Origin of the sequence: Streptomyces zaehneri, from assembly GCF_032248645.1 — a bacterium.
Lineage (GTDB): Bacteria > Actinomycetota > Actinomycetes > Streptomycetales > Streptomycetaceae > Streptomyces > Streptomyces coriariae.
This window is the reverse complement of sequence record NZ_JASTTJ010000003.1, coordinates 450,769-465,597: the sequence shown is the minus strand read 5'-3', so window position 1 is coordinate 465,597 and position 14,829 is coordinate 450,769. Positions and strand designations below refer to the sequence as shown.

General features: G+C 74.7%; 11 protein-coding genes and 1 pseudogene. 4 read left to right on the top strand and 8 right to left on the bottom strand.

The window, feature by feature from the left end; translation table 11 throughout:
* Positions 1–5: 5 nt before the first annotated feature.
* From QQM72_RS07775 to QQM72_RS07745, 7 genes are all read right to left on the bottom strand, one after another.
* Positions 6–809, bottom strand: a complete 804-nt coding sequence (locus QQM72_RS07775) for a class I SAM-dependent methyltransferase (protein ID WP_314220033.1) — start codon at positions 807–809, stop codon at positions 6–8.
* On the bottom strand, positions 796–1,704 hold the full coding sequence (gene rfbD / locus QQM72_RS07770) for a dTDP-4-dehydrorhamnose reductase (RefSeq protein WP_314220032.1): 909 nt from the start codon (positions 1,702–1,704) through the stop codon (positions 796–798). The genes QQM72_RS07775 and rfbD overlap by 14 nt, the downstream gene beginning before the upstream one ends.
* A complete protein-coding gene (gene rfbB, locus QQM72_RS07765; protein ID WP_314220031.1) occupies positions 1,701–2,669 on the bottom strand; it encodes a dTDP-glucose 4,6-dehydratase in 969 nt (322 codons plus the stop codon). Before rfbB ends, rfbD begins: the two co-directional genes overlap by 4 nt.
* Complete coding sequence (locus tag QQM72_RS07760) at positions 2,666–3,733, bottom strand: glucose-1-phosphate thymidylyltransferase (RefSeq protein ID WP_314220030.1); 1,068 nt, start codon at positions 3,731–3,733, stop codon at positions 2,666–2,668. Before QQM72_RS07760 ends, rfbB begins: the two co-directional genes overlap by 4 nt.
* 67 nt (positions 3,734–3,800) lie before the next feature.
* Positions 3,801–3,983 carry a hypothetical protein gene (locus tag QQM72_RS07755; RefSeq protein ID WP_314220029.1) on the bottom strand — a complete coding sequence of 61 codons (183 nt, stop codon included), beginning with the start codon at positions 3,981–3,983 and terminating at the stop codon, positions 3,801–3,803.
* Positions 3,984–4,059: 76 nt separating this feature from the next.
* Positions 4,060–4,434, bottom strand: coding sequence for a DUF6479 family protein (locus tag QQM72_RS07750; RefSeq protein WP_314220028.1), 375 nt, complete (start codon positions 4,432–4,434; stop codon positions 4,060–4,062).
* 100 nt (positions 4,435–4,534) lie between these two features.
* Positions 4,535–6,985: a SpoIIE family protein phosphatase gene (locus QQM72_RS07745; RefSeq protein ID WP_314220027.1), complete on the bottom strand. Its 2,451-nt coding sequence runs from the start codon at positions 6,983–6,985 to the stop codon at positions 4,535–4,537.
* Between the two features lie 210 nt (positions 6,986–7,195).
* On the opposite strand from QQM72_RS07745, the gene lanKC reads away from it, so the two are divergent.
* The 4 genes from lanKC (at position 7,196) to QQM72_RS07725 (ending at position 14,203) form a co-directional block, all read left to right on the top strand.
* Positions 7,196–9,847 (top strand): class III lanthionine synthetase LanKC, encoded by a 2,652-nt coding sequence (gene lanKC, locus QQM72_RS07740; protein ID WP_314220026.1) that lies wholly within the window; start codon positions 7,196–7,198, stop codon positions 9,845–9,847.
* A gap of 88 nt (positions 9,848–9,935) precedes the next feature.
* Positions 9,936–10,052: a SapB/AmfS family lanthipeptide gene (locus QQM72_RS07735; protein WP_020128989.1), complete on the top strand. Its 117-nt coding sequence runs from the start codon at positions 9,936–9,938 to the stop codon at positions 10,050–10,052.
* 111 nt (positions 10,053–10,163) lie between these two features.
* On the top strand, positions 10,164–11,954 hold the full coding sequence (locus QQM72_RS07730) for an ABC transporter ATP-binding protein (RefSeq protein ID WP_314220025.1): 1,791 nt from the start codon (positions 10,164–10,166) through the stop codon (positions 11,952–11,954).
* A gap of 5 nt (positions 11,955–11,959) precedes the next feature.
* Positions 11,960–14,203, top strand: coding sequence for an ATP-binding cassette domain-containing protein (locus QQM72_RS07725; protein ID WP_399076325.1), 2,244 nt, complete (start codon positions 11,960–11,962; stop codon positions 14,201–14,203).
* On the opposite strand, the pseudogene QQM72_RS07720 reads toward QQM72_RS07725, so the two are convergent.
* Positions 14,126–14,743, bottom strand: a pseudogene (locus QQM72_RS07720) (LuxR C-terminal-related transcriptional regulator); the annotation flags it as partial. The gene QQM72_RS07725 and the pseudogene QQM72_RS07720 sit on opposite strands and share 78 nt — an antisense overlap.
* Between the last annotated feature and the right edge of the window lie 86 nt (positions 14,744–14,829).

Genomic DNA, 14,829 nt, shown 5'->3' with positions numbered 1-14,829 from the left:
GACCGTCATCGGCCGACGGTCACCCGCTCCAGCGCTCCGCGCAGCGGTTCCCAGCCCCGGGAGCGGTCGAGACCGCGGTTGCGGGCCCGTACGAGGGGCTTCCAGAAGCCCGCCCGCAGCAGGGCCTCGGGTCGCACCGCGCGCACCCGTTCCAGGACCGCCTCGGGGACCTTCTGCGGGTCGGGGACGTCGAACTCGGCGATGATCTCGTGGTACTTCTCGCGCAGCACCGGGTTGCGGGGGTCGGCGCCGAAGACGACGAGCTGTCCGGTCGGCTGGGTGTCGACGGGGACGGCCACCAGGTCGGGGCGGTAGCGGGACAGGATCTCGACGATCTTGTAGACGTCACCGGTCCAGGCGGTGGTGTGCCGGTCGCGGGCGGCCTCCTCGACACCGCGGGGCAGCATGTCGTCGAGGACGATCACGCTCGACCAGTCGGAGTGCCGCTCGACGTTGACGAAGTCGCGCAGCGCGTACTCGAACAGGTGCATGCCGTCGATGAAGGACAGGTCGAGGGTGGTGCGGCGCCAGTGCCCGAGGGGGTGGCGGGCGCGGGCGAGGTTGCGCAGCGGGTGGCGGCCGCCCTTGAGGTGGGCGAGGGGGTCGCGGCGCGCGAAGAAGTCGTCGCTGGTCGCCTTCACCAGGTGGACGTCGCAGCGGATCTCCGAGGTCACCTTGAACGCGGGGTCGACCGCGATGCTCGGCACCCGGGACAGCCGCAGGCTGCGGCCGTCGTTGACGCCGATCTCCAGGTAGTTGCGGTTGGCGGTGGCCTTGTGCAGTTCCCGCAGGAACTCATGGCGTTTCACGAAGGGACTCCTTGGGGGACACCGTGTCGAAGGACGCCTTGCGGATCAGGGGAAGTGCCTGCCCCAGGGCGGCGCGCCAGTCGCGTGGCGGCGACAGACCCACCTCCTGCCACCGGCCGTGCGCGAGGACGCTGTAGGCCGGCCGGGGCGCGGGCCGGGGAAAGGCGTCGCCGGTGGTGGGGCGCACCCGGTCCGGATCGGCGCCGACCGAGCGGAACACCTCCCGGGCCAGGTCGTACCAGGTGGCCTCGCCGGCCGCGGTGGCGTGGAAGACGCCCGTCGCGCCGCGGCCGGCCTTCGGCCCCAGGTCGGCGACACGGGCGGCGACGTCCGCGCTCCAGGTGGGCTGGCCGCGCTGGTCGTCGACGACGTCGACGGTGTCGCGGCGGGCCTCCAGCTCCAGCATGGTGCGCACGAAACTGCGGCCGTGGACGCCGTAGAGCCAGGCGGTGCGCACGATCACGCCGGCGTCGGGGAGCACGGTGCGGACGGCCCGCTCGCCGGCCAGCTTGGTGCGGCCGTAGGCGGTGCGGGGGGCCGGCGGACCGTCTTCCCGGTAGGGCGCGCGGGCCTCGCCGTCGAAGACGTAGTCGGTGGAGACGTGGACCAGGCGGGCGCCGTGCGCGGCGCAGGCGGCGGCCAGCAGCCGGGGTCCCTCGGCGTTGACCAGCAGAGCGCGGGCCTCGTCGGCCTCGGCGTCGTCGACGGCCGTGTAGGCCGCGCAGTTGACCACCAGGTCGGGCCGGTACGCGGCGAACGCCCGGGCCACGGATCCGGGCCGGGTGATGTCCAGGCCGGTGCGGTCGAGGCCGGTCACGTCCTCGCCGCGCCGGGCCAGTTCCTCCACCGTGTCCCGGCCGAGCATGCCGCCCGCGCCGGTGACCAGCCATCTCATGGCATCCGCGCGGTGCGTTTGAGGGGTTCCCACCAGTCGCGGTGCTCCCGGTACCAGGCGACGGTCTCGGCGAGAGAGGTGGCGAAGTCGTGGCGGGGCCGGTAGCCGAGCTCGGTGCGGGCCTTCGTCCAGTCCACGCAGTAGCGCAGGTCGTGGCCCTTGCGGTCCTCGACGTGCCGGACCCGGTCCCAGTCGGCACCGCAGGCGTCGAGGAGCAGACCGGTCAGCTCACGGTTGCTCAGCTGGGTGCCGCCGCCGATGTTGTGGACCTCGCCGGGGCGGCCCTTGGTACGGACGAGGTCGACGGCCTCGCAGTGGTCCTCGACGTGCAGCCAGTCGCGGACGTTGCGTCCGTCGCCGTAGAGGGGGACCTGCTCGCCGTCCAGGAGGTTCGTGACGAAGAGCGGGATCAGCTTCTCGGGGAACTGGTACGGGCCGTAGTTGTTGGAGCAGCGGGTGACGCGGACGTCCAGGCCGTGGGTGCGGTGGTAGGAGAGGGCGATCAGGTCGGAGGAGGCCTTCGAGGCGGCGTACGGGGAGTTGGGGCGCAGCGGCTCCTCCTCGGTCCAGGCGCCGGTCTCGATGGAGCCGTACACCTCGTCGGTGGAGACGTGCACGAACGGGCCGACGCCGTGCCGCAGGGCCGCGTCCAGCAGCGTCTGGGTGCCGAGGACGTTGGTGCGGACGAAGGCGCCCGCGCCGTCGATGGACCGGTCGACGTGCGACTCGGCGGCGAAGTGGACGACCTGGTCGGCGGCGGCCGTCAGCTTGTCGACGAGGTCGGCGTCGCAGATGTCGCCGTGCTCGAACTCCAGCCGGGGATGCCCGGCGGGCAGGTTGGTGCGGCTGCCGGCGTAGGTGAGCTTGTCCAGGACCGTGACGCGCACGGCGGGGTCGCGGGCCAGCAGGCCGCGCACGTACGTGGAGCCGATGAATCCGGCTGCCCCGGTGACGAGGAGGTTCATGTGTGGATCTGTACCTTGCTGTGGTCGCCGAGAACCAGCCGGTGGGCGCTGGACACACCGGCCGCCGGGGTGACCTCGACATGCCGGCCGATCAGGGAGTTCTCGATGCGGCCCACCCCGTCGATGGAGGAGTCGCGCAGCACGATGGAGAACTCCAGCTCGCTGTCGGTGATCCGGCAGTTCTCGCCGACCGAGGTGAAGGGGCCGATGTAGGAGTCGCGGACCTCGCTGCCCGCGCCGAGCACGACGGGCCCGACCACACGTGAGTTCACCACCCGGGCACCGGCCTCCACGACGACCCGGCCGACCGTCTCGGAGGCCTCGTCGACCTCGCCGTCGATCCGGCGCTCGACGCCCTCCAGCACGGTCCGGTTGACCTCCAGCATGTCGACGACGTTGCCGGTGTCCTTCCAGTAGCCCTTGATGATCGTGGACCGCACCCTGGCGCCGGTGTCGATGAGCCGCTGGACGGCGTCGGTGATCTCCAGTTCGCCGCGCCGGGACGGCCCGATGGCGCTCACGGCGTCGTGGATCGCGGAGGTGAAGAGGTACACGCCGACCAGGGCGAGGTCGCTCTTGGGGTGCGCGGGCTTCTCCTCGAGGCCGACGACCTGTCCCGCGGGGCCGAGCTCGGCGACGCCGAAGGCACGGGGGTCGGGGACCCGGGTGAGCAGGATCTGGGCGTCGGGCCGGGTCCTGCGGAACTCGTCGACGAGGTCGGTGATGCCGCCGACGATGAAGTTGTCGCCGAGGTACATCACGAAGTCGTCCTCGCCGAGGAAGTCACGGGCGACGATCACCGCGTGGGCCAGGCCGAGGGGCCTGTCCTGCGGGATGTAGGTGATGTCGAGGCCGAACCGGGAGCCGTCGCCGACGGCCTCCCGGATCTCCTGCGCGGTGTCACCGACGATCACACCGACCTCGGTGACACCGGCGGCGGCGATGGACTCCAGGCCGTAGAAGAGCACGGCCTTGTTGGCGACCGGTACGAGTTGCTTGGCGGAGGTGTGGGTGATCGGCCGAAGGCGTGTCCCGGCCCCGCCGGACAGCACGAGAGCCTTCATCAGCCTCACTCCAGCCCCGGCCGCCCGGCGGCAACCGATTCATTCGCTCACGCCGACCGTCTGCCGGTCAGTCCTCACCCCTGACAATGTTCCATTCCGGGCCGGACTGCATCCCGGCGACCGCCCCGGGGACGGCGACGGCCGCCAGGCAGGTGCGCGGCGCGGCCGCCGTGCGGCGCAGCCGGCGGGCCCTGGCCCAGCCGGTCTCGGCCCGGCGGGTCGCCGGATTCTCCTGGACGTACGCGGTCACGACGGTTCATCACCCTTCTCGGTCACCGGGCTCTCGGCCCGATGACCCTTCTCGGTCATGAGGCTCTCGCCCCGGGTCAGGGGGCACCCTGGCCGCCGCTGCCGAACGAGCCGCCTGAGCCCTCGTTCCAGCGGGGGCGGCGCTGGTCGGCGCTGTCCCGGCTGCCGGTGGGCCGCAGCTCGTGCGGGGTGAGGCGTTCGCTCTCGTCCGTCGCCCGCGGCATCTCGTTGGGCTCGCGGGCGCGGCGCGTCTCGTGGGCCGGGCCGGAGCCGGGCCTGCGGGGCTGTTCGTGCGGCTGCGGAGGCGCGGGCTCGCGGGCCCGGACCTTGATGCCGAGCCGGAAGGCCCAGATCAGACCGCCGACCAGAACAATCCCGACGCCGATGAAGACGACGGTGGCCAGCACGGACTTTCCGGATGCCGCGAGGACGGCGGAGGCGAAGGTGTCCATGGCCGGCGGGTACCCCGTCCGTGCTCCGGGACACGTGACCGCGTCGTGCTCCGGGACACGTGACCGCGTCGTGCTCCGGGACACGTGACCGCGCGGCGGCTCAGTGGTCCAGCGCCAGTTCGCTCCACACCTGCTTGCCCCCGCTGACCGGTACCGTCCCCCAGGCCTCGGACATGGCCTCGACGAGGAGGATGCCCCGGCCCCCGGTGGCCTCCCAGCTCAGACGGGTCGGCTTGACGGGGGTGCGGGGCGAGGCGTCGGTGACGGCGACGCGCAGCCGGTGGCCGATCAGGACGAGGTCGAGGCGGACCCGGCCGTCGGTGTGCACCAGGGCGTTGGTCACCAGTTCGGAGACGACGAGCAGGGCGGTGTCCATGGCCTCGGCGGGCACGCCCCAGGTGCGCAGGGTGCGCCGGGTGAAGCGGCGGGCCTGCCGGGCCGCCTCGGGCACACGCCACACCGTCCAGCCCTCGCGCAGGGGTTTGACGGCCATGCCGTCGTAGCGCATGAGGAGCAGGGCGACGTCGTCGCCGCGGTGGGCGTTGCCGAGCAGGGCGTCGGCGACGAGGCCCAGGTGGGCCGGGTCGGACACGGCCAGTTCGTGGGCGAGGCGGTCCAGGCCGGTGTCGATGTCCAGGTCGGCGGACTCCACGAGCCCGTCCGTGGTCAGGGCGATGACGGTGCCGGGCAGCAGGCGCAGCGGGGTCATCGGGAACTCGGCCCGGGTCACCACGCCGAGGGGCGGGCCGCCGTCCGTCTCGGCGATGTCGGTCGAGCCGTCCGGGTAGCGCAGGACGGGTGGCGGGTGTCCGGCCCGCACGCACCAGGCGGTGCCCTCCTCCATGTCGACGTCGACATAGCAGCAGGTGGCGAAGAGGTCGGTCTCCAGCTCCATCAGGAGCCGGTTGGAGTGGGAGACCACGACGTCCGGCGGGTGGCCCTCGGCCGCGTAGGCGCGCAGCGCCGTGCGCATCTGGCCCATGAGGGTCGCGGCGCCCGCGCTGTGTCCCTGGACGTCACCGATGACGAGGGCGACGTGGTGGTCGGACAGCGGGATCACGTCGTACCAGTCGCCGCCCACCTCGAGGCCCGCGGTGGCCGGCAGGTAGCGGGCGACGGCGACGGCGCCGGGGAGTTCCGGCAGGCGGCGCGGGAGCAGCTGGCGCTGGAGCATGCCGACGAGTTCGTGTTCGGCGTCGAAGGCGCGGGCGCGCGTCAGGGCCTGGCCCGCGAGGCCGGCGGAGGCGGTGAGCAGGGCGCGTTCGTCGGGGCCGAAGTCGTGCGGCTCGTCCCAGCCGATCAGGCAGACGCCCGCCATCCGTCCCCCGGCGGACAGCGGCAGGACGGCGAGGCCGCCGGGGCCGACCTCGGCGAGGGCCGGTTCCAGGGCGGTTCCGGCGGGCCAGATCCGGGCGCGGCCCTCGCGCAGGGCGGCGGCGAGGGTGGGCATGGCGCGCACGGGCGCGTCGGGCCACTCGGCGCGCCACTCCAGCTGCCACAGGTCGGGCCAGGACTCGGGTTCGGGCGGGTCGAGGACGGTGACCACGAGCCGGTCGTTCTCCAGCTCGGCGAGCGCGATCCGGTCGGCCCGCAGCGGCTTGCGCAGTGCGGCGACGACGGCCCGGCCGACGTCGCTGACGGTGCCCGCGGTGGCGAGCGCGGCGGCCAGCCGCTGGACGCGGGCGACGTCGGTGACCTCGCCTCCCAGGGTGGAGGCGTCCGTGACGGTGCCGACGAGCCGCGCCGGCCTGCCGTCGGCGGGCAGCAGCCGGCCGCGCAGCCTGAGCCACCTCGGCGGCCCGGCGGGCTGGAGGACGCGGAACTCCAGCTCGCGCTCGCCGATCGACATGTGGCCGGCCTCGACGACGGACATCAGCGAGGGCAGGTCCTCGGGGACGGTGAGCCCGAGCAGCGTCTCCACCCGGCCGTCGAACCGGTCCCGGCTCAGCCCGAACAGTTCCAGGAGCGCGTCGCCGACCTCGACCCGGCCGGTGTCCATGGCCAGGCTGAAGGCGTTGGGGCGCAGTTCCTCGTCCTCGGCGGGGACGGCCGGGGCGGGGAGGGCGACGGCTTCGGCGACGAGTTCCAGGCAGGCACGTTCGTCGGCGCCGAAGCCGTCGGGGCGCTCGCTCACCGCGATCAGGCAGCCGCCCGTGCCGCCGTGCACGGGCAGGACGGCGAGGTGGACGTCGCGGGCGGGCATCCGGCGCGCCTCCGCGCAGTCGGCGAGCTCCGCCGGGCCCAGCCACATCGGCCGCCCGGCGCGGTGGGCTTCGGCGGCGGGCGAGTGGCCGTCGAGCGGGTAGCTCTCGCGCAGTCCGTACAGCGTCCTCGGGACGCCGGCCGAATCGACCAGCCGGAGCGGGGCGCCGTCCCCGCCGGGTGCGTAGACCGCGGCGAGGACCGCGCCCGCGAAGACGAGTGCCTGTTCGAGCGTGCGCCTGACCCGTTCGGGCGAGACGGGATCGGCGGTGATCGTTTTGAGCGCGATTTCGGCACGCAGGGGCCCCGTTCTGCGCTCCGCGGCACCCTCATCGACCACGTCCGCCATTACAGCGCCAAAGGTGCCCCCGCGCAGCCCCTGCGGCTGTTCCCTGGGGGCGATCCGGGGTGCGGGCGCGGGCCGTGCTCGAAACCGACCGAACATGTCTTTACGCGTGCGTTCCGCACAGGGATGTCGTGACAGGCGTGACTGTCCACGACCTCCGTCCGCTTGCGAGTCTCTTGGCCTGGCCACGGAACGGGCCACGGAAGGGGACGCATGGACAAGCGGTACGAGGTGTACGCGCTGGCGGACGCGCACTTCTACGAGACACCCGACCGGCTCACCGGCGACGGTCCCGCGCCGCAGTTCGACACGGCGTGCCGCCCGGTCCCCGAGGGCTGGACCTCGGCGCGGACCGGCGACTGGCTGACCCTGACGCCGCTCGACGCGGACGGCTCCCCGGCACCGGGCCCCGCCCAGGGCTGGAAGATCCACGCCTCGGCCACCCGGGCGAACGCGGAGCGGATCGCGGCGATCGTCTGGGACTACTGCGTCCCGCGCCGCGTCCCGTTCAAGTTCGTGCCGGGCCCGCACCTGCTGCACCTGCGCAACACCAAGTACGCGGGCCGCGACACCAGCGGCAAGTTCGTCACCGTCTACCCGTCCGACGAGGAGCGGCTGCACACCGTGCTGCGCGAGCTGGGCGCGCTGCTGGAAGGCTTCGAGGGACCGTACATCCTGACCGACCTGCGCTGGTCCGACGGCCCGCTCTACGTCCGCTACGGGGCGTTCGCCCGCAGTTACGTCGTCGACGACCGGGGCTCGCTGGTGCCGGCGGTGCGCGACGGCGCGGGAACCCTGGTCCCGGACCGGCGGGCGCCCTCCTTCCAGGTGCCGGAGTGGGTGACGCTGCCCCCGTTCCTGGAGCCGCACCTGGCGGCCCGCAACACCACGACCGTGGGCGAACTGCCCTACCGCATCGAGAAGGCGCTGCACTTCTCCAACGGCGGCGGGGTCTACGCGGGCACCGACACCCGCACCGGGCGCAAGGTGGTCCTCAAGGAGGGCCGGCCGCACGCGGGGCTGGCCTCGGACGGGGCCGACGCGATCACCCGGCTGGAGCGGGAGAAGCGGGCGCTGGAGGCGGTGGCCGGGACCGGCGTGGTGCCCGAGGTACGGGACTGGTTCACCCTCGGCGACCACCGCTTCCTGGTCATGGACCTCGTCGAGGGGCGTCCGCTCAACTCCTTCTTCGCGGAGCGGCACCCGCTGCTCTCCCCCGACCCCGATCCGCGGGCCGTCGCCGCCTACACGGCGTGGGCGGTACGGATCCACGGGGCGGTGGAGCGTGCGGTGCGCGAGGTGCACGCGCGCGGGATCGTCTTCAACGACCTGCACGTCTTCAACATCATGGTCGCGCCGGACGAGGAGTCGGTGTACCTGATCGACTTCGAGGCGGCGGCCCCCGCCGGGGAGAACGGCCGCCAGGTCGTGGCGCACCCCGGCTTCTTCGCACCGCCCGACCGCCGGGGCGCCGACGTCGACCGGTACGCGCTGGCCTGCCTGCGACTGGCCCTGTTCCTGCCCGTCACCACGCTGTTCGTGGTGGACCGGGGCAAGGCGGCCCATCTGGCCGAGGTGATCGCCGAGCAGTTCCCGGACGTCCCCCGGGAGTTCCTGGACGAGGCGGTCGCGGAGATCACCCGCGACGTCCGCGCGGACGGGCCCGCCCCGGACGGCGGCGGGTCCGGCGCGCAGGTGCGGGCCGCCGCCCGGGTGCCGTCGGCGCCGGCCTTCCGGGTGGAGCCCGGTGACTGGCCGCACAGCCGCGACTCGATGGTCAAGGCGATCCTCGCGTCGGCGACTCCGGAACGCGACGACCGGCTCTTCCCCGGGGACGTCGCCCAGTTCTCCGACGGCGGCGGTCTCGGACTGGCGCACGGCGCGGCCGGCGTGCTGTACGCGCTGGCGGTGACCGGCGCCGAACGCCACGACGACGGCGAGCGCTGGCTCCTCGACCACACCGACCCGGCCCCGACGGGCACCCCGCTCGGCCTGTACGACGGCCTCGCGGGCGTCGCCCACGTGCTGGACCTGCTGGGTCACCGGCAGCGGGCACTGGACCTGGTCGACGGCATCCTGCGCGAGCGGTGGCAGAACCTCTCCTTCGACCTGCACGGCGGGCTGGCGGGACTGGGGCTCGTCCTCGGCGACCTCGCGCGCCGCACGGGTGAGCCGGGCCTTCGCGAACGGGCCGCCGAGGCCGCGGACATCGTCGTCACACGACTCGCCGAACCGGTGCCGGACACGCCCCGCCGACGCCGGGCCGGGCTGCTGCGGGGCGCGAGCGGACCCGCGCTGTTCCTGCTCAGGCAGTACGAGCAGAGCGGCGAGCGCCGGTTGCTGGAGGCGGCAGGCGTCGCCCTGCGCCGGGACCTGGCGGCATGCAGCGAGCGCGAGGGCGGTGCGCTGGAGGTCGACGAGGGGTGGCGGACCCTGCCGTATCTCGGGGACGGGAGCGTGGGGGTGGGGGCGGTGCTCGACGACCACGCGGCCCATGCCGGGGACCCCACGGGGGAGTTCGACCGCGCCCGCGCCGGCATCCTCACCGCGGCCACCTCACGCTTCTACGCGCAGCCCGGCCTCTTCCAGGGCCGCGCCGGGATGATCCTGCACCTCGCCCGCACCAGCACCCCCGGCGCGACCCGGAGCCGGCTCGCCGAGCAGATCGCCGCGCTGGGCTGGTTCGCGATGCCCTACCAGGGCCAACTCGCCTTCCCCGGGCACCAGATGATGCGGCTCTCCATGGACCTCGGCACCGGAACGGCGGGCTGTCTGCTCGCCCTCGCCGCCGCCCTCGACCCGGACGGCACCGGCGCCACCGCGCACCTGCCGTTCCTCCCGCCGCCGCACCGGCGGCCCTCATGACGCGGCTCCGCGCAACCGACGGAGTCGTGACGCAACCCGTCCCCACGGGACGTGACATCCCACCGATGAACCGATGAGAGGACACACCATGGCCCTGCTCGACCTTCAGACGATGGAATCCGACGAGCACACCAGCGGCGGCGGCAACAGCACCGTGAGCCTGCTGTCCTGCATCAGCGCGGCCAGCGTTCTGCTCTGTCTCTGACACCCTCGGCGCGCACGACACGCTGACGGCTCCGGGCGGTCCGCTCCCCAGGGAGGGGCCGCCCGGGTCCCGATTTCCCTTGTCCAACCTCCGAGGAAGCGCGGGAGCAGGATGCCGATGGACCGGACGACCGGTGAGCTGCTCGGCGCGGCCACCCGGCACAGCGGAGCCCGCTGCGTGGCCCTCGCTCTGGTGAGCGTGGCGGCGACCGGCGCCCAACTGCTGTTGCCCGCCGCCCTCGGCCGGGCCCTGGACCTGCTGCTCACCCACTCCCCCGCGACCCGCTGGGTGCTGTGCTGCGCGGCCCTCGCCCTGCTGCTCACCCTGCTCGACGCCTGCGAGACCGTCCTGACCGGCACACTCGACGCCCGGAGCACCGCGTTCCTGCGCCGCCGGGTCACCGGCCACGTCCTGGCCGTGGGCCCGCGCGCCACGGCCCGTTTCGGCGCCGGGGACCTCGTCGCAAGGGTCGTCGGCAGCGCCGCCCAGGCCGGTACCGCGCCCGGCGCCCGCGCCGCCCTGCTGGCCGCGCCGGCCGGCCCGGTCGGCGCCGTGGCGGCGCTGGCCCTCCTCGACCCGTGGCTCGCGGTCGTCTTCCTGACCGGTGCGCCGGTCCTGACCCTCGTGCTGCGGTCCCTCGCCCGGGGCACCTCGGCGTGCGTGGCGGACTACCAGCGGGCGCAGGGGCGGATCGCGGACGCGCTCACGGAGGCGGTCGGCGGGGCCCGCACGATCCGCGCGGCGGGCACGGCGGACCGGGACGCCGCACGGATCCTGCGGCCGCTGCCCGAACTGTCCCGGGCGGGCCGGCGCATGTGGCGTGTGCAGGGCCGGGCCGCCGCGCAGGCGACCGCGGTGGCGCCCCTGCTGCACCTCGCGGTCGTCGCCGTCGCGGGCCTGCTGCTCACCCGGCACCGGCTCTCCCCGGGCGACCTCCTCGCCGCGTCGCGCTACGCGGTGCTCGCCACCGGCGTGGGCGTACTGGTCGGACAGCTCTCCGGCCTGGTCAGGTCCCGCACGGCGGCCGCCCGCCTCGGCGAGGTCCTGGCCGAACCCGCTCCCCCGTACGGCGACCGCCGCCTGCCGCCGGGCGGCCCGGGCCGGCTCGAACTGCGCGGCGTGACCGCCCGCCGCGGTGACCGTACGGTGCTGGCCGGCGTCGACCTGGTGGTACCGGGCGGGACGACCCTGGCCCTGGTGGGCCGCTCGGGGGCCGGCAAGTCACTCCTGGCCGCGCTGGCGGGCAGGCTCGCCGACCCCGACGCCGGCGAGGTCCTGCTGGACGGCGTGCCGCTGCCCGCGCTCCCCCGGGCGGAACTGCGGGCCGCGATCGCCCAGGCCTTCGACCGCCCGGCCCTGCTGGGCGCGACGATCGAGGACACCGTCTCCCTCGGCCTCGCCTCCCCGGCCCGGGTCCGGGAGGCCGCCCGCACGGCCTGCGCCGACGACTTCGTCCGCCGGCTGCCCGACGGCTGGGCCACGCCCTGCGCGGACGCCCCGCACTCCGGCGGCGAGGCCCAACGTCTCGGCCTGGCCCGCGCGTTCGCCCACGGCGGCCGGCTCCTCATCCTCGACGACGCCCTCTCCAGCCTCGACACGATCACCGAACGCCAGGTCACCAGGTCCGTGTTCGGCCGGACCACGACCGCCACCCGCCTCGTGGTCGCCCACCGCGCCTCCACGGCCGCCCGCGCCGACATGGTGGCCTGGCTGGACGGGGGCCGGGTGCGGGCGGTGGGGACGCATGAACGGCTGTGGCGGACGGCGGGGTACCGGGCGGTGTTCGGGACGGCCGAGGAAGCCGGCGCCGGTGCGCGGACGGGTGCGACGGCGGATGCGACGGCGGGTGCGTGGACGCAGGCGCGGACGGCGGCCGAGTCCGGCCCGCAGGCACGGAGGTGAGCCGGGTGGCCGGCGCGGACGGGCTGGGAGCCAGGGGACTGCGCTTTCTGCTGGACCGTCGGCGGGCCCTGGGCCGGCTGACGGGCTGGTCGGTGCTGGAGACCGGGCAGACCTTCCTGCTCGGCTACGCCCTGGCGCGGGCGTTGGACGACGGGTTCCTGGCCGGGCGGGCCGAGGTGGGGCTGCGGTGGCTCGCGGTGGCCGGGCTCGGGGTGCTCGTGGGCGCGTACGGGACCGGGCGGGTGTACGGGGCGGTCGCCGCGCTGGTGGAACCGCTGCGGGACCGGCTGGTCACCCGGGTGGTGCGGCGCGGCGTGCGGGAGGCGGACGGCGGGGCGCTGTCCGGGCTCACCCAGCAGGTGGAGATCGCCCGGGACAGCTTCGCGGGACTGGTGATGGTCTCGCGCTCGTTCGTGTTCACGTCCGCCGGCGCGATGGTCGGCCTGTGCGCGCTCGCGCCGCAGCTCCTGCCGGTCGTCGCGGTGCCGCTCGCCGTCGGCGTGGGCCTGTTCGCGGTGACCCTGCGTCCGCTGGCCCGACGGCAGGAGGCCTTCCTCGCCGCCGACGAGGCTCTGGCGGGGCACCTGGGCGTCGTCTGCCCGGGGCTCAGGGACGTCACGGCGGCCGGCGCGGAGGACCGGATCGCCCTGGACACCGGCGCGCTCGTCGACGCCGAGCTGCACGCGGCCCGCGCCCTGGCCCACTGGGGCGTGGCCCGGGTGGCGTGCCTGGCGCTCGGCGGCCATCTGCCACTGGTCCTGCTGCTGGCCGGCGCCCCCTGGCTGCTCGACCACGGCGTGACCCCCGGCGCCCTCGTCGGCGCCCTCGCCTATGTCACCCAGTCCCTGCTCCCGGCCCTGACCGCCCTGGTCCACGGCCTGGGCACGAGCGGCTCCCGCCTGACGGTCGTCCTGCGGCGACTGGCACCGCGCGGCGAGACACCGGTACTCCCGGCCGACGGCGAGGACCGGACGACGCCCCGGCACCGCCTGCCGCCCGGCCCCCACCGACCGCCCGACCTCCGCCAACCGGCCGTCGCACGGCGACCGGAGGGCACCGGCCCGTCCCTGGCCCGGCCCCGCGAAGCGCCGGGCCACCCGTCCGCCGACCACAGCCCGTACATCGGCCACAGCCCGTACACCGACCACAGCCCGCGCACCGGCCCCACCCCGTCCACCCACCGTCCCCGGCCGAGCGCGACGCCGCAGGGCCCTCCCCTTCGGCCCGCCCCTCAGGCGGTCCCGCCGGTGGTCCCGCCGGGCCCCGCACCCCCCGCGCTCTCGCTGACCTCCCTCACCTTCGCCTACGGTCCCGCCTCCGCGCCGGTCGTCGACGGCCTCACGCTCACCCTGCCGACCGGGGCGTGGCTGGCCGTCGTGGGCCCGAGCGGGGTCGGGAAGTCCACGCTGACCGGGCTGGTCGCCGGGCTGCTGGAGCCGGTGCGCGGGGAGATGAGGATCTGCGGTCGGCCGGTGCCGGGTGGCGACGCCGCCGCTCGACGCGTGCTCATCCCGCAGGAGGCGTACGTGTTCAGCGACACCCTCGGCGCGAACCTGACGCACCTGCGGCCGGACCACGTGCCCGAGGAGGAGCTGCTCGCGGCGGCCGAGGCGGTCGGTTCGACCCCGCTGCTCGACGCGCTGGGCGGACCGGCGGCGAGGGTTGATCCCGCGGCCCTGTCGGGCGGCGAACGCCAGTTGATCGCCCTCACCCGCGCCTACCTGTCGCACGCCCCGCTCGCCCTCCTCGACGAGGCGACCAGCCACCTGGACCAGGAGGCGGAGGCCCGGGCCGAGCGCGCCTTCGCCGCCCGGCCGGGCGGCACCCTGGTCGTCGTCGCCCACCGCATCAGCTCGGCCAGACGCGCCGGCCGGGTGCTGGTCATGGACGGGCCGCGGACCACGTACGGCACCCACGACGAGGTGGTGCGGCGCTCCCCCCTGTACCGCGACCTCGTCGGCGGCTGGGAGGAGGCGGGAGAAGGAGCCGGGGGAGGCGGGAAAGCAAGGGACGCGAACGAACCGGCGAAATCGGGGGAAGCGGGGGAAGCGGGGGAAGCGGGGGAAGCGGGACGAACGGGGGGCCGCTCAAAGCCAGCCCTGCCCCTGGGAGATACGGATGGCGTCGACCCGGTTGCGGGCGCCGGTCTTGCGGGTGATCGCCGCCATGTAGTTGCGCACGGTCCCGTGGGACAGATGCAGGTTCCCGGCGATCTCCGCGACGGAGGCGCCCTCGGCGGCGAGCGTTAACACGCTCAGCTCCCGCCGGGTCAGCGGCATCTCGGCGGCCTTGAGGAAGCCGAAGCCCAGCGAATCATTGACGAAACGTTCCCCCTGGGCGACCTTCCGGATGCCGCGCAGCAACTGCTCCGGCGTGCCCGCCTTGTCGACATAGCCGAGCGCCCCCGCCTCCAGAGCCCGTTTCAGCAGGCCAGGACGGTTGGCACTGGCGAGGACCAGCAAGCGGGGCGGCACCGGACCGCCGCCCCGCGGGCATAAGTCGCCCAGGGGCGGGAGCCCGTAGGCGTCGGAGCAGTCGAGATCCGCCGCGCACACGTCCGGGCGCACCGCCCCGACGCGGCCCGCCGCGCTGCGCCAGGGGACGTCCTCCACCCGAAGATCGGGTTCCCGGGACAGCCACTGTGCGAGGACCGATCTGACCAGACACGCGTCGTGCACCAGTAGTACGCGGATCACTGCCGCCCCTTCAGCTCTCGCCGTACGCCTGTTCCGTGGTGTCGTTCGTGGTGTCGTCCGTGGTGTCGTTCGTGGTGTTGAACGCGTGCCCATTCTTCGGCTCCGGGACCTTTTCTCAGCGCGAAGATCCGGCCATCGGGATGCGCGGGGGCGCACGCGGGGCGCCCGTACGCCGTCGC